We start from the raw sequence: 15,509 nt of genomic DNA on the forward strand, positions 1-15,509 counted from the left end.
TTCAGCTAAAAATCAACACGCCCTAGCCTGCAATTTACTTGTTCCTATCGTAGTGGAATACTCTGACTCATGGATAGGTTGTGAGTCGAAACCAAGGAAAAACTCAAGTTCGCAACAGGCTGCATGGCCATAACCGGGCCGGACTATAGCACAGGAACCACGATTTTAGGTAACCCTATGCCATTGGCGGAAGGCACATTATTACAAATATGTGACAAAAATATGAATTAGGATAATCACAAAGGTAAATGATTCTCACCAATCATCACTGACCGATGGCGCCACCACCTGTACAGGGAAACCATTTTGCGCAGCAATGGCCGCTCGAGCACGTGCGTCAGAATGATGAGAGGCACTCAGCCACCAAGTTAACTCAACCGGCAAATCAAGGGATTTTTTACTCCCATCACTACGGGTTAGAGGCTCATGAGCTTCAAGGTATACACTGCGATCAGGCTCCAGCGTGACTTTGATCGGCTCATCGATGATCCGCACTTTTACCCCGCGATCCACTTGGTGAAAAAGCCACTCAATGTCTTTAGGATCCATACGAATACAGCCCGCACTCACGCGCATGCCAATCCCAAAGTCTTTGTTAGTGCCATGAATCAGATACTCTCCTGAACCATAGGCTAAACGCATTGCATAGTTACCCATCGGATTATCTGGACCGGCAGGAACCACCGCGGGTAACTCAATACCACGCTGCAAATACTCATTACGCACTGACTGCGGCGGAGTCCAAGTTGGGTTACGGCGCATTTGGCTGATTTGTGTGGTCATTTCTGGCGTATCACGGCCAATTCGACCAATTCCAACCGGGAAAATATGCACCTGCTGAGTATTAGGTGGAAAATAATACAAACGCAACTCGGCAAGATTGACCACAATGCCTTGATACTCAACCTCAGGTAAAATGACCTGTGAAGGAATCGTCAACACCAAACCCGCTTGGGGGAGAAACGGGTCGACGCCTTTATTAGCCGCCATTAAAGCCAGAAAACCGACATCATATTGGCCTGCTATCTGCGCCAACGTTTGTCCTTCTTGCACTTCATGATAATGCATCCGCCCGACTAGGCGACTGCCCTCTTTAGGCAAGTCATAGACTGCCGCTTGCAAAGAGGCGAGCCCACTTAACCAGAGTAAACCGATGAGAAACCCGTTACGCAACATCAATAGGATTATCCTTTGCTTCTTTGTAGAGACGTAAGGTTACTTCTCTTGCTACTTTATGATCAACCATCGGTGAAGGATATAACAGAGACTTAACACCAAGCCATTTCCAAGGCGTATGAATATAGGCAGTAGGCACACTGGCCAGTTCAGGCACCCATTGACGAATAAATTGCCCACTGGGATCAAACCGCTCACCTTGAGTGATCGGGTTAAAAATTCGAAAATAGGGCTGACCATCACAACCGGTGGAAGCGCACCATTGCCAACCGCCATTATTCGCAGCGTAATCACCATCGATTAATTGCTGCATAAAGTAGCGCTCTCCCCAATGCCAATCGATATGCAGATCTTTGGTCAAAAAACTCGCCACGATCATTCTTAATCGGTTATGCATCCAACCGGTTTGATTTAATTGCCGCATCGCCGCATCAACAATCGGATAGCCAGTGTTACCTTCACACCAACGAGCAAAAGCTTGCTTATCATCCGACCATTGCAGTTGATCACCCCATGAATGAAAAGCTTTGCCTTTCGATAATTTACTTTCAAACACTAATAAATGCTGATAAAACTCGCGCCAAATCAATTCACTCAACCAGATTTCCGCGCCAGAAGATAACAGGGCGGATTGCGATTGCGCATACATTCGCGCAATACATTGCCGCACCGAGAGCATGCCAATCGCCAGATAAGGAGAAAGCCGACTCGTGCCTTCCTGAGCAGGAAAATCACGTTGCTGATGATAATCATCGATCGATTGCTGGCAAAACTGACGTAATTGGTGGCGAACGGTTTCAAAATCTACGGGCCATTGATCACTCGATACTCGTGGATAAGCAAAGTCTTGCCTCTCATTCCACAACGCGTTGTGTTCAGAAGCCAGTAACGGGTTCACCGCAGCAGTTGGAGTTGAAACGATGACTGGCGGTGTAAACCGACTCAACCATGCCCGTTTGAAAGGAGTAAAGACTTTAAAATACTCGCCTTGTTTATTTAATACCTGCCCAGGCGTAAGCAGACACTTATCATCACAAGCTAACCAACCAATTCCGAGCGTACTTAATGCCTGTTCAGTTTGGCTATCCCGCTGCTGTTCATTCCATTCATAGTCGCGATTGACCAACACTTGATTGACCGACAAGCTTTGTGCAAATTCACTGACCACTTGGCTTGCTTGCTGATAGTCATCAACCTGTTTGTAAAATAAAGGAATATTTAACGCCGCTAATTCTTGCTGCAAAGTAAACAAACGGCGATAAATGAAATCCGCTTGGATCGGAGCCAAGTCATGACGTCGCCACTGATAAGGTGTGGCCACGAAAAGGGCCGAAACCGATTCACCGCTGGCAATCGCCTGCTGTAATGCTGTGTTATCTATCGCGCGCAAATCTCGGCGCAACCAGACCAGTTTCATGACTCATTCTCCTGATGGGTTAAGACATCCAAAACACTGGATAAGACCAAGTGATCCTGCAGTTGGGTTTTCAACTGAGCCAACGCAGAGCGCTGCGCTTCTGCTAAACTTCGATGTGAAAACACACTCACTCCTTGCCAGTCGTGCAAACTCTCGTGCTGGAGCAAGCCACTCATATCGTCAACGCCTTCAATAAACGTCACTTGATAGCCTTTTTCAGCCCACATTACCGCCCAAAGCCAAGCAAGAATGCTACCGTGTCCATCAAAGCTGATACACAAACAAGGACCACGATGCGCCGCTTTATTTTCCGATTCGAGAATACTCGATAATTTACTGAGCATCAGGCTGCTAAACAGCCCCTTTTGCAGCGAGCGTAATGGTCCTTTGACCTTTTCCAGAGCTTCAATCACCGGCAACACAAACTGCGCTTCAATAATATCCAAAGGGTATTCTTTCATTACCGTGGCAATCACATTCGCGGCTTTGGCTCGTTTCAATTTAGCCAACGCGTCCAGTAACGCAGAACACGCTTCAAGCTCTCCACCCGGGTCCAGCACCTCACTTTCCGGTAGCTGATTGTTGTGTAACAACTGACTTACTTTGCCAATCGAGACGCCTTTTAATAACCAGCTCTGAATGGTTTGGATCGTCTGAATATCCTGTTCGGTATACAGCCGATGCCCTTTCTCGGTACGTAAAGGTTGCAACAAGCTGTAGCGACGCTGCCAAGCACGTAACGTTACAGGCTTAACGCCGGTTAACTCCGCAACTTCACGAATCGCATAGTGCTTCGCCTCATAGTCCATAACGTAATCTCAATGTTTGTGGGTGGGGATCCAAATAACGCTGCTGACTAAGATACTCATCAGGATACATGGATAAATAGTGCTTAATTAACGTTAAAGGCGCGAGCAGAGGCAATAAACCTTGACGATATTCATCGATCACTCGCGCTAACTCGGCTTTCTGTTGTGCGGTCAAAGAGCGTTTAAAATAACCTTGGATGTGCATTAGCACGTTAGTATTATTTTTGCGGCTAATACGGTGAGTAAGTGCTTGCATTAAGCCTAAGCGATATTGCTCGATAAAGGTGTCGGTCGGATATTTGGTCACTTCCGCGACTAAACGCCCTAAAGCTTTGTAGGACATCGGATGATGAGCCATTAAAGAGAGTTTATAACGCGAATGGAATTCTACGACTTTGCCTGCCGTTGGCTGTGAGCCAAGCGATTGGTAAAAATCATTTAAACAAAAAACGCGAGTAATAAAATTTTCTCGCAGCACAGGGTCATTTAATCGACCATCCTCTTCAACCGGTAACCAAGGCATCCGTTGCATTAATTGTTGCGTGTACAACCCGACGCCATTTTTTTCAGCGCCGCCTCGTTCACCGTAGATCTTGACTCTTTCCATGCCACAGGTCGGCGATTTAGCACACACGATATAACCGGATAGATGTTCAGATTGCAGCTGCTCTATTTTCTGCTCGGAATAATTGAGTAAGGCCGCCGTATGATCGCGGCTGGCATCTTTTGTTTCCACCAAGGCGATGCGTTCATTATTCGACATTAAACGTATGGTTGGTCGTGGCACTGGTAGCCCCATACCGACTTCGGGACAAACGGAAACAAATTCGAAGAAATTGGCCAACTCTTTGGTAACAAAGTTGCTTACTTTATGTCCAGAGTCAAAGCGAACCGGTTCACCGAGTACACAAGCGCTAATACCAACGCGAATAGGGGTCGATTCCATCTTTTTTCTCCTAATGACGATAATGTTGGGTAACATCACTCACGGTTGTACAATTATTTTATTTGTATAAGGTATAGCACAGCTCCGCAAAGTTATACAAATTATTTTTTTGTACATGAAACTGAGCATCTTTTGTCTCCCTATTCGATCAAGCAGCTAAAAAGCCTAAAATTACAGCGAGAAAACCAGTGTTTTGTGATTCAAACGATTAACAAATCGATTGCGCCATCAAATTAAACAGATTTAGTTATCAATAAGGGATTCAAAAGATTATCAAGGTGTTTTTGTGACTTAGTTCTCACGGAGTACTGGTACGACAAGATAGTATTGCTGCAACTGAACATTCATCAGTCAACAATAATCGTAATTAACTATTGTGACTGATTAACTCTTGGAGAAAAATGATGGCGACCCCACATATCAACGCACAAGCAGGCGCATTTGCAGAAACCATTTTGATGCCTGGCGATCCGCTTCGCGCAAAGTTCATCGCCGAAACCTATTTAGACGATGTGACCCAAGTTTGTGATGTCCGTAACATGTTCGGTTACACCGGTTTTTACAAAGGTGTCAAACTGTCCGTCATGGGTCACGGCATGGGAATTCCATCCGCGAGCATTTATGTACACGAACTGCTGGCTGAATACGGCGTAAAAAATATTATTCGTATCGGTAGCTGTGGCGCTGTTCGTGATGATGTTAACTTAATGGATGTGGTGATCGCGATGGGTGCATCAACCGATTCTAAAGTAAACCGCATCCGTTTCGGCGGGCATGATTTTGCTGCAGTGGCCGATTATGACTTGCTAGAAACCGCAGTTAACCAAGCGCGCGCTCATCAAATTCCAGTTAAAGTCGGTAATATTTTCTCTGCCGACCTCTTCTATACTCCAGAGCCAGAAATTTTTGAAAAGATGAAAAAGCTAGGCATCTTAGGTGTCGATATGGAAGTCGCTGGTATTTATGGTGTTGCGGCTGAGCACGGCGCTCGCGCACTCGCTATTCTCACCGTCTCTGATCATATTTTGCGTGGTGAAAAACTCAGCTCTGAAGAACGTCAAAAATCGTTCCATGAGATGATGACTATTGCGCTCGATACGGCAATCAACCTTTAATTTTTTACCCCGAGGGGGAGATCGTGTCTAACGACCAATTACCAGCGGCCGCTGAAGGTTTGCAACTCAACTTTTGTAAAACATTGGCGTGTGATAACTTTGGCTTGAGCGACGCAAAACATTATGTTCTGCAACATGCGAACCCAAAGCGGCCAACGATGGTTTGTCGTGAGTGTGGAGCTTTCCCCCCCTTACTTAATAATCGCGATGTGCTTAATGAGCTGCATCGCTTACGTCAGCAACACAGCGATGGCTTGCCCGCGTGTCGGCGCGATAATTGTCAAAATTTTGGCTTATCGGTGCACACTCACAAACACCTTTATCACGCTTTTGGTTACAGTGGCGACAGACAGCGTTATCGCTGTAAACAGTGCCACTCGACTTTTGTCGATAAATGGTCAGGTTCGAATAATAAACTTTTATTACAAGAGAGCTTACTCGGCTTGCTGTTTACCGGATATTCTGTGCGCGAGATTTGCCGCAAGTTACACATCAATCCTAAAACTTTTTATGATCACGTCGAACACATTGCCAGCCGATGCCGACGTAAATTAGCCATGATTGACGCGCGATGGGTCAATCACGCCAAGACGTATCAGTTAGCCTCTTATTATTTGCCGCTACAACCTCGCAGCAATAATGGCGCGCTGTGGATGGCAACGGGTGATGCCAAAACCGGTTATATTTTGTGTCAGCATGTCAACTATTCAATCCATGAACAGGCGCAAGGAACGAACGATCACGATCCTTATCATCTACCTGCCCGTTTTGTCAGTAAAGATTACTCTTCAGAATCCAACCTCCCGCTGTCAGTTTCTTCATCTATTTTACGGGAACGGATTGATCAAAAATATCAAACGATTTTAGCGCGAGGCAATGTTGAAGACCCAATGGGGAATTTAACGCGTTTTGATTATCCTTCAAAAGGAGCATTAATTCGTCCGCCCTATACTGCGTATGCTCATTATCTGCATGTGCTCGATCTGTGTCACAGCGATAAACCTGTGACAATTTTTATGCCCCAAGATCCTTTACTACGCTCTGCCTCAATGAGTGTTTGCTTACCTCGTATCCAAAATAACACCGTACATCTGATGTACGTTGAAGAGGATGAAACCTGGTCAAACCATCATGCATTCAACAAAATCGATATCGTCCTCATGGGCTGGTGGCGAGATCGATGGGCGATTATTAATCATCAGAATAGCGCAAAAGGGATCTGTTATTTAGCCGGTAATCATCCCGATCCTGAGCATTGGTTATCGATCGCTTCCACCCGTCAAATAGCTTTCTACCAACAGCGCTTCCAATTACTGTTTGAATCGTTGATCAATGAACCGCGTCGTAAATTACGTCCCGGTGGCATCTTGCCGTTATTGGATATTTTCCGCGCTTGGCATAACCTCTGTTATCAAGATAAATATGGTTTTACCGCAGCACAAAATTTAGGCGTAACTCAACACCCTTTAACATTGAAAGAGCTTTTATCATAACGCAGCCTCCGCCAGCATTAAAAACCGTCCGCAAAAACATGCTTCACCCCTGCGGGCGGCATTCAGTACTCAATCAAGGTCATAGGCCTGAACACAAGGTCTATCGACCCCATCACGTATCTACACTAAACTAAGAGGGAAGTGACTTTCTTACCGCACCTTGGGGTGAATCAAGAAATGTGAACTAAGATCAATAAATACGGTGTCATCGAGTAATTCACAGTACATTACTTGTCGATAGAGATAAGCTTAAGCCTAAAGACCATGCACAAAAAGGTTCAATCATCCTTGATTAGGAAAGATGGCCTAAGGTTAATCAATCAGCATGGTACTGATAAGGATGATCATTTGGATAAGCATCAGCGCCTCCTCGAACAGGAAATTAAACCACTAAAATCGAGAATTGATTCTGAACCTCAACAGGTCATCGCTATCGCTCAGCAGTGTTTATCTCGAGCCGAGCAGTTGGATTATTCTCAGGGTATCTTGCAATCACTGATCATTCTCTCACGTTGCGCTTGGGTCAATGGCGACTATCGCCTTGGTTTGAAAACCATTAAGCAAGCTTATCTCCACCAACACAGCCAAGATAATGATGATTATCTCGCCGAAATTTTTCATGTTCATGCTCTGCACTTCTGGGGACAAGCAAAATATTACACCGCACAACAGTATTGGATTAATGCGCTTGAGCAAGCTTCCCTTGTCGATGATACCGAAATCCTAATCGAAAGCCTTATCGGACTGGGTAATATTTGGCGCATGACTCATAACTATCAACTGGCTTGTTCTACCCATGAATTAGCCGTCAAAGTCGCCAATAATTGTCGAATCGCTTGGTTAGAAGGCAAAGCTCGGATTTTATGGGCTTGGGACCTTTATCTGCTCAATCACTACTTAGATATGCTTTCTGTGCTCGATGGCGCAGAAGAAGCCTTGCACACTCATGCCGATCAAACTTGGCAAGCAGAAATATGGGACTTTCGTAGCCTCGCATTATTGGGTTTAGAACGTTTAGCGGATGCCGAACAAGCCACACAACGCGCGCATGATTTAGCTGAGCGGCATAACCTGCCATGGATGAAAGCTCACGCTTATATTAGCCGCGCACGATTAGAATTATTGCGTAAAGACATCGATAAAGCCGGTCAGTTACTCGCTTTGGCCGAACAATCTGCAGAGAAATTCGATGATCGAGAGCTGCTCTCGCAAATTTGCTATCAACAATCGTTAGTCGCGGAAGAGAGTGGCAATTACCCGCAAGCATTGGCCGCCTTTCAAAAATATCGACAGCTTTCTCTTAGCATGCAACGTGAACATACCGCGCACTTAGGGTTAGATAAGGCGCGCCTCTCAAAACGGCAATTAGAACAGCGGGCTCGAAAACTCACTCACCGTATTCGCTCCCAGTATGAATATGATCCACAAAAACATTTATCTAATGTGGTGTCCGAAAACTACTGGTGGGAGCAGCTAATGCTTTACAAAGCGGAGTTAAAGCAAAGTAAACATTGCGTGTTGATCATTCGTCATGACGATCCCTCCTATTTAGATACCTGCACGGAAATCATCCATTCCTTATGTGTCGCGCCGGATTTATTATCCCGTTTAAGCCCAACACGATTAGCGTTATTGTTGGCGGAAACCGGCCCTCAAGCCCAGCAGTTTTATCATACTCTTGAGCAAATATTGGATGTTTATCCATGGCAACGCAAAGGCTTAACCGGACCAAAACCACGATTAACTTGGCATGATATCTTGAGTTTTCCGTTTACTTTGGAACAATTAGAACAACTTCAAGCACAGGAAGAGGCCAATGGAAACACTGCTCAATAAAATTCAGGATGCAGGGTTAGACGTCACCGCCGTGAATGGGGAAGAAGCGATCATCTTTTGGCATCATGTTTATCAACATATCGCCAATTCTCCTGAAGAAAAAGCCTTGTGTCTTACGTTAAGTGCCGAATATCGCGCGGAACTAAACCAATTAGCAGCCAGCTCTGAGGAGTTAAATGCCGCACTGGAACTGCTCAGTGCCAGCAAAAACATTGAGCTAATTTTAAGTATTAAACAGAGTCTCAGCGAACGCTTAATTGAGCTTAGCCACTACCATGCGGCACTCAACGAATACGTGACTATCTCCCACCTTGCCGTCACCCATGGCTATATTGATGACTTTGCACAATCAGTACTTGGGATGGGAAACTTATGTGATGCCTACGGCGATCATAACCGTGCGCTGCGTTATTACCAAAAAATCGATGCGCTTGACCACGCTCTCAGTAGCCGATCGTTACGCTTACGTTATAAATTACATATGCTGGCCTGCTATCTGCATCTTCAACGTTTTTCGGCGGCTTATGATTTACTCAAGGAGTGCGAAGAGCTCAGTATCTTGGTCAGTGATAAAACCTTGATGGGGCAAATTGCGCTGTATCAAGCGAAGTTATGTCGTCAACACGGTCAACTGGATCAAGCAGTCACTCGACTATCCCATGTCCAATACGTCAGTGGTAACGTCCATTCGATGTGGCTATCTAACATGATACGCATTGAACAAGCTTATTGCTTATTAGAGTTAGATAAAGCACACATGGCCGCGTTGCTACTCACTACCACGGAAAAACGTCTTAAGAAACTTAACGTACCGATTTTAGAGCAGAGTCTGTATGCGGCATTCAGTGAAGTGTGTGAACGCCAAGGCGACTATCAACGCGCTTTATATTATGAGAAAAAAGGCTTTCGCTTAGAGTCTGACTTAGTAAAACGTATTCCGATTGGTGAACTGGGTGCGGCTCAACTGCGCCGCTTGGCTCGTTTTGAGCCACAATTAAAACTGATTCTCTCTGAACAAGAAAATCGTGAGCTAAAAGAAACGACTGAGCATCAAAAAAACACCGTTGCTCAATTACAACAAGACGTGTTCACCGATCCATTGACTCAATTACATAACCGCCGTTGGTTAGAAATAAAGCTGAAAGATTTACTGCTCCACGAGACGTCCTTTGCTTTTTTAGTGGTGGATATTGATCACTTTAAATCGATTAATGATGAATTAAGCCATTTAGTCGGTGATAAAGCGATTACTCATGTTTCTGAAACGCTTGCCGATTATTTTAAGTTTCGTGGCGCCTCCTGTGTGCGCTTTGGTGGAGAAGAATTTTTAGTCATTCTTGAAGGCTGTTCATTAGATCAAGCCATCATGCATGCCGATACCTTCCGAGAACGCATCGTCAATTACGATTGGCAAACCATATTAGGCGAACGAGGTCTCACCGTCAGTATTGGTATCACCCTCCATCGTGATGGTGAAAATACTCAGCGAACCTTCTATCGTGCTGATAAAGCGCTTTACAGAGCGAAAGCCAATGGCCGCAATCAAGTTTGTAGTGAATAGTCATCAACTACAAACTTGATCTAAAACGCTTAATTTTTGCTTAAATTGCTTGGAAAAGGCCTCGAATCCACCTAAGATCGGCCATTGATTATTTTTATAAATTTAACAAAAAGCGAATTCAGACCCCATAAAAAATCGACAAAGCAACGATTACACCCAAGAGTCTGAACGCGGAGCATTTATGCATACAACGTCATTAATCAATCATGAAAAACTGGCTCACCCTAAACCACAATCAACAGCCGATACCGTCACCACGGTCAACAGTATTGATGCTTTAGCGATGGTAGAGCATGGCAGTGAGTTAACCTTAAGTATTACCACACCGGTAGGAACAAAATTTCTTTGCAAAACCGCGTTTATTGGTACTCATTCAGACACTTATTTACTGATTGAAACGCCTAAAATTTCAGCCGATGACTTGAATTATTACTTCCAGCAAGGTTTTTGGATCCATATTCGCGCTATTTCATCGCGCGGTGAAGGGGCAAAAATTCATTTCCGTAGCCAACTGCTGCATACCATTCAAGATCCTTTGGCTCTTTTGGTACTTTCTATCCCCAATACCATGCAGGTGACGCAATTGCGTCAAGAACCCCGTTATGAGGTTAATTTGGCGGCTCGTGTGATTTGTGAAAACCAACGTTCTGAATGTGAGGTGAGAGATCTATCGAAAAATGGTTGCCGTTTTATCACACCACCATTAAGCCGCCATTGGCAAGTTGGCGATCATGTCAGTATTGATATCTCGACTGAGCGACAGCATAGCCAAGTTTTTTCGCCTCTAACTGGACGAATTTGCAATCTACAGCGCTCGATTCATCACGTTCGGTATGGCTTGAAATTTGACGAGTCAGGAAGAGAAAGTGCGAAAACACTGCTCGGACAGTTGAAATTCAATGGTACTAAACTGATGCTGACGAAATCATCTCAATAAAACATCATTTTCTTAACAACAAAAAAATAGCCAGTCGCAACACGGCGACTGGCTTGTATTGGGTGAACAAATTGTCGTTCACTAACAACGTCAGTTGATTAAAACGGCCCTCGGCTTAAGAAGGGCCGCAACAAATTATGCACTAGGTTTAATTATATTTAAAGTTGCAATCAGTGACTGGCGTTATATTTACTAATATTTTCATTCGGTTAATTGCAAAAAAACATCATTAAACTCAGAAAAACAAGGTTTAGATCACACTCAAACACGGCAGCGATTAAAGCCTTCAAGCTCAGTGATGAATCGCGGTTAGCAATAACAACGGTAGGAGGGGGAAGTGGACTTCGCTATACTTCTCCATCGCTTAATAGCCACCTTTAGGTCAGTATAATGAATTATCTCAGCACATTTTTAAAAGGGATCGCTATGGGAGCAGCAGATGTTGTTCCAGGTGTCTCTGGCGGCACTATCGCTTTTATTACCGGAATCTATGATACTTTATTAGAAAGTATTCGGCGCATTAACCCACACCTAATCCAACATTGGCGGCAACATGGGTTGCTCTCCACTTTTCGCCATATCAATGGCGGATTTTTATTGGTTTTATTCAGTGGCATTTTTACCAGCATACTCACCTTAGCGAAATTCATCTCTTGGCTATTAGTTAACCAACCTATTCCCACGTGGTCATTTTTCTTCGGATTAATCATGGTCTCGGTGTGGCATATGCTGCAGCAAGTAGAAAAACGGCAGGCTTCACGTTTTCTCGCTTTTATCGTCGGTGGTGTCTTCGCTTATACCATCACCATGATTAATCCTATTCAACTCGATGTGACAACATTCAATATCGTGCTAGCAGGCAGCATTGCGATTTGTGCAATGATTTTACCTGGCATTTCAGGCAGCTTTATTCTTCTATTACTCGGCATGTATACTCCGATCCTCAATGCTGTCAAGACGTTACAAATTGATATGCTGAGCTTATTTATGTTTGGCTGTATCCTAGGCATTACCAGCTTTTCCCATCTTTTATCATGGCTACTCAAACGTTATCGAGATGTCACTCTGACTTTTTTAACGGGTCTGATGATGGGAACACTACCTAAAATTTGGCCGTGGAAAGAAACGTTAACGTGGCGAACCAACTCCAGTGGCCAAGAAGTTCCGGTATTACAGCACAACCTATTGCCTTGGGATTACGAGCAACTCACCACTCAACCAGCACAATTAGGCATTGCCATACTATGCATGCTAAGTGCGGTGATCATCGTCCTTGGACTAGAAAAAATTGCTCAGCGTGAACAGAGCCATTAAAGCGAGTTCATGTGCTCACCATTGAATTCACACTTCAACAACAGAACCGAGATAATCTAACAACATAAAGGCAATGCAATTACTTTCATTTTACATCGATATTTTTCATGATTGTGAGTAATTAAACCTAGACACCAGATATCGGGTGATTATTATTGGCTACCTTCAGTCAATCATCACTGAAGTAAATAGCACGGATGGATCTTGACTAAACAAGATCGCTGAAGCTAACAATGCCTTGAAACGGATGATGACCAACCACATTGGCTGCTCAACGCATCGAATCGGTCGTTGAACACTGATCAGATCTGCCCATTGGTTCGATTTCAAGGCTCAACACTCTAATAATTACATTTGAACACAGGGATAATTATGCAAAGCAACTCTCTCCTTGCCCGTTTTGCTCGTGGAAATCTGGTATTACAAATTTTAGCTGGGATCGTGCTAGGCATCGCACTGGCTATTATTTCACCAGAAAGGGCAGAAAGTGCGAGCCTGATTGGTAATCTATTTGTCGGTGCACTCAAAGCCGTTGCACCGATTTTAGTGTTTATCTTGGTCGCCGCTTCAATCGCTAACCAAAAGAAAAACAAACACACTTATATGCGCCCTATCGTGGTGCTTTACCTTTTCGGTACTTTTGCGGCCGCATTAACGGCGGTTTTGTTAAGCTTTATGTTCCCAACCACATTGACACTGGTTGCCGGAGCAGAAGGAGCGACACCACCTCAGGGTATTAGCGAAGTCATCCAAACACTTTTATACAAGTTAGTCGATAACCCAGTCAACGCGCTGATGTCCGCCAACTACATTGGTATTCTTGCGTGGGCGGTTGGCCTTGGCTTAGCACTGCATCATGCTTCTGCGACCACTAAATCCGTATTTGAAGATCTTAGCCACGGAGTATCACAAATTGTTCGCTTTATTATCCGCTTAGCTCCATTTGGTATTTTTGGCCTTGTTGCATCCACCTTTGCCTCAACCGGATTTGATGCACTAATCGGCTATGCTCAACTGCTGGCTGTCTTGCTAGGCGCGATGCTCTTTATTGCGTTAATTGTCAACCCAGCTATCGTTTATGCAAAAACCAAAAGCAACCCTTACCCATTAGTCTTCCAGTGTTTACGTGAAAGTGGAGTGACTGCCTTTTTCACCCGTTCAAGCGCAGCAAATATTCCTGTGAATATGGCACTGTGTGAGAAATTAAAGCTTGATGAAGATACTTATTCCGTCTCTATTCCCCTTGGCGCGACGATTAATATGGGCGGTGCAGCGATTACAATTACCGTATTAACGCTAGCAGCCGTTCATACCATGGGCATTGAAATAGATATTTTCACCGCATTATTATTGAGTGTTGTCGCGGCAATTTCAGCCTGTGGTGCTTCTGGAGTGGCGGGCGGTTCGCTACTTTTGATACCACTTGCATGTAGTTTATTTGGTATTTCGAATGATGTGGCAATGCAAGTCGTCGCGGTTGGCTTTATTATCGGAGTGATTCAAGATTCTGCTGAAACAGCACTCAACAGCTCAACCGATGTGGTGTTTACTGCTGCCGTTTGTCAGGCGAAACAGAACCAAGCTTAATCTGATAAAGCGTCTGTGCACAATACAAAACGCCCCTTTATTAAGGGGCGTTTTTGTTGGCAAGTTATTCAACTGAGGTAATCAATAGCATGGCTCAGTCAGCCAACGACCACTTTGTATTGCTTGATAAGATTAAGGAGTTTTAGGTTTATCAATCGGACTGTGTGAGAAGTCCAATCGTGCTGGATCGGTTTCAACATCGGCGGTTAGCTCATTCACTTGAGGGCTATCCTCATCTTGAGGAACTTCCACTCGCTCCTCTGGGCCAACGTCTTCCCCTTTCTTCGGAATGGGAACCGAACGCTTATAAAACTTATTGAGTGCACGAATAATGCCATGATTGTTGACGGTATAAGTGGCTATTTTTCTTTGTAGTGGCTTCGCCAGAAATTGCAACTCAACAACCGAGTCGACACCAATCTTAGTACCCACCTGATCCCGCAAAGAAATCGCTGGCTTATGACCGAAAGCCGCCGACAAAAATAGCCATATATAAGCGACTTCATTACCATTCTCTCCGTGCTCTATCCACGCCTTACCCGCGAGATACATCGCTTCTGGATGACCTTTCTCTGCCGCCCGCTCTAACCAATAACAACCTTTAGCATGATCACGCACCACACCAATACCTTCAAGATAATTGAGACCCAGCTTGATCATTGCTTCTAAGCTATTGAGCTCTGCCGCTCTTGAATACCAATAAAACGAATCTTGTGGTGATGGTGATAGATTGTCTTTTGAAACACACCATTCTCCCATAAACAGCATGGCGTCAATGTGTTGGCTTTCTGCCGCTTCTTGAATGAGCTCAACGCCTTTAACGACGTTAATTTCCGTCCCTCGGCCATAAATCAACGCCTCTCCAGTGGCGAGTTTTGCTGCCAAATCACCTTCAACCACTCGAATAAATTGCTGCCAAAACTTAGTTTTCTCTTTAATCAGAACATCTTCACGCATTTTCCCACAGACACGTACTACGCCGTACATACCGTTAATATTGTCGAAATTCGCTGCACGTTCATACCAAAATAACGCTTCTTTAAGGTTATTTCGTTCCGCTTCTTTAGCAAGGAACAGCATCGTCGGTACATGACCAGACTCTGCTTTAAAAAGCCGATCCTTTTTCTCCTGCTCACGCATTCGCTCTAACGTTTTACGATACGCTTCTTCACGCGCTTTCTTCTCTGCTTCTAGGCGTTTTTTACGAATCGATAACGAAATCATCCAGATAAAAATCAGGATGAGTGAGAGACCGGTAGCGCCAATAGCAATTCCAATGGTGTTCATGTAATAAAGTTCTTAATCCGTTTGTGACTAA

General features: G+C 44.5%; 12 protein-coding genes. 7 read left to right on the top strand and 5 right to left on the bottom strand.

Annotated features, from left to right (window positions below; all coding sequences use genetic code 11):
- Window positions 1–255: 255 nt before the first annotated feature.
- Genes FKN88_RS07820 through FKN88_RS07835 form a run of 4 tightly spaced genes read right to left on the bottom strand, consistent with a single transcriptional unit; the run spans window position 256 to window position 4,348 of the window.
- Window positions 256–1,176 carry a L,D-transpeptidase family protein gene (locus FKN88_RS07820; protein ID WP_161425991.1) on the bottom strand — a complete coding sequence of 307 codons (921 nt, stop codon included), beginning with the start codon at window positions 1,174–1,176 and terminating at the stop codon, window positions 256–258.
- Complete coding sequence (phrB, locus tag FKN88_RS07825) at window positions 1,166–2,593, bottom strand: deoxyribodipyrimidine photo-lyase (protein WP_154170799.1); 1,428 nt, start codon at window positions 2,591–2,593, stop codon at window positions 1,166–1,168. The genes FKN88_RS07820 and phrB overlap by 11 nt, the downstream gene beginning before the upstream one ends.
- Window positions 2,590–3,402 (bottom strand): MerR family transcriptional regulator, encoded by an 813-nt coding sequence (locus FKN88_RS07830; RefSeq protein WP_004396799.1) that lies wholly within the window; start codon window positions 3,400–3,402, stop codon window positions 2,590–2,592. The genes phrB and FKN88_RS07830 overlap by 4 nt, the downstream gene beginning before the upstream one ends.
- Entirely contained in the window at window positions 3,392–4,348 is a 957-nt protein-coding gene (locus FKN88_RS07835) for a DUF523 and DUF1722 domain-containing protein (RefSeq protein WP_154170800.1), read from the bottom strand. Before FKN88_RS07835 ends, FKN88_RS07830 begins: the two co-directional genes overlap by 11 nt.
- A gap of 404 nt (window positions 4,349–4,752) precedes the next feature.
- Here FKN88_RS07835 and deoD point away from each other — a divergent pair, with 404 nt between their 5' ends.
- The 7 genes from deoD (at window position 4,753) to sstT (ending at window position 14,191) form a co-directional block, all read left to right on the top strand.
- Window positions 4,753–5,463: a purine-nucleoside phosphorylase gene (gene deoD, locus FKN88_RS07840; protein ID WP_004396801.1), complete on the top strand. Its 711-nt coding sequence runs from the start codon at window positions 4,753–4,755 to the stop codon at window positions 5,461–5,463.
- Window positions 5,464–5,486: 23 nt separating this feature from the next.
- Window positions 5,487–6,956 (top strand): lactate dehydrogenase, encoded by a 1,470-nt coding sequence (locus FKN88_RS07845; protein WP_306687455.1) that lies wholly within the window; start codon window positions 5,487–5,489, stop codon window positions 6,954–6,956.
- 348 nt (window positions 6,957–7,304) lie between these two features.
- Window positions 7,305–8,792, top strand: a complete 1,488-nt coding sequence (locus FKN88_RS07850) for a hypothetical protein (protein ID WP_306687454.1) — start codon at window positions 7,305–7,307, stop codon at window positions 8,790–8,792.
- Window positions 8,773–10,353: a diguanylate cyclase gene (locus FKN88_RS07855; RefSeq protein WP_004396804.1), complete on the top strand. Its 1,581-nt coding sequence runs from the start codon at window positions 8,773–8,775 to the stop codon at window positions 10,351–10,353. Before FKN88_RS07850 ends, FKN88_RS07855 begins: the two co-directional genes overlap by 20 nt.
- 283 nt (window positions 10,354–10,636) lie before the next feature.
- Window positions 10,637–11,290, top strand: a complete 654-nt coding sequence (locus FKN88_RS07860) for a flagellar brake protein (RefSeq protein ID WP_233268140.1) — start codon at window positions 10,637–10,639, stop codon at window positions 11,288–11,290.
- A gap of 390 nt (window positions 11,291–11,680) precedes the next feature.
- Window positions 11,681–12,604 carry a DUF368 domain-containing protein gene (locus FKN88_RS07865; RefSeq protein WP_040905172.1) on the top strand — a complete coding sequence of 308 codons (924 nt, stop codon included), beginning with the start codon at window positions 11,681–11,683 and terminating at the stop codon, window positions 12,602–12,604.
- Window positions 12,605–12,976: 372 nt separating this feature from the next.
- Window positions 12,977–14,191, top strand: coding sequence for a serine/threonine transporter SstT (gene sstT / locus FKN88_RS07870; protein ID WP_115152763.1), 1,215 nt, complete (start codon window positions 12,977–12,979; stop codon window positions 14,189–14,191).
- A 132-nt stretch (window positions 14,192–14,323) separates the two neighbouring features.
- On the opposite strand, the gene FKN88_RS07875 is transcribed toward sstT, so the two are convergent.
- On the bottom strand, window positions 14,324–15,478 hold the full coding sequence (locus tag FKN88_RS07875) for a tetratricopeptide repeat protein (RefSeq protein WP_306687453.1): 1,155 nt from the start codon (window positions 15,476–15,478) through the stop codon (window positions 14,324–14,326).
- Window positions 15,479–15,509 lie beyond the last annotated feature (31 nt).

It is taken from the genome of Vibrio sp. 2017_1457_13 (assembly GCF_030851525.1).
Taxonomy (GTDB): domain Bacteria; phylum Pseudomonadota; class Gammaproteobacteria; order Enterobacterales; family Vibrionaceae; genus Vibrio; species Vibrio metschnikovii.

Coding starts and splice junctions, on each gene's coding strand:
- FKN88_RS07820 (WP_161425991.1), bottom strand. CDS start 1,176: ATGTTGCGTAACGGGTTTCTCATCGGTTTACTCTGGTTAAGTGGGCTC.
- phrB (WP_154170799.1), bottom strand. CDS start 2,593: ATGAAACTGGTCTGGTTGCGCCGAGATTTGCGCGCGATAGATAACACA.
- FKN88_RS07830 (WP_004396799.1), bottom strand. CDS start 3,402: ATGGACTATGAGGCGAAGCACTATGCGATTCGTGAAGTTGCGGAGTTA.
- FKN88_RS07835 (WP_154170800.1), bottom strand. CDS start 4,348: ATGGAATCGACCCCTATTCGCGTTGGTATTAGCGCTTGTGTACTCGGT.
- deoD (WP_004396801.1), top strand. CDS start 4,753: ATGGCGACCCCACATATCAACGCACAAGCAGGCGCATTTGCAGAAACC.
- FKN88_RS07855 (WP_004396804.1), top strand. CDS start 8,773: ATGGAAACACTGCTCAATAAAATTCAGGATGCAGGGTTAGACGTCACC.
- FKN88_RS07860 (WP_233268140.1), top strand. CDS start 10,637: ATGGTAGAGCATGGCAGTGAGTTAACCTTAAGTATTACCACACCGGTA.
- FKN88_RS07865 (WP_040905172.1), top strand. CDS start 11,681: ATGAATTATCTCAGCACATTTTTAAAAGGGATCGCTATGGGAGCAGCA.
- sstT (WP_115152763.1), top strand. CDS start 12,977: ATGCAAAGCAACTCTCTCCTTGCCCGTTTTGCTCGTGGAAATCTGGTA.
- FKN88_RS07875 (WP_306687453.1), bottom strand. CDS start 15,478: ATGAACACCATTGGAATTGCTATTGGCGCTACCGGTCTCTCACTCATC.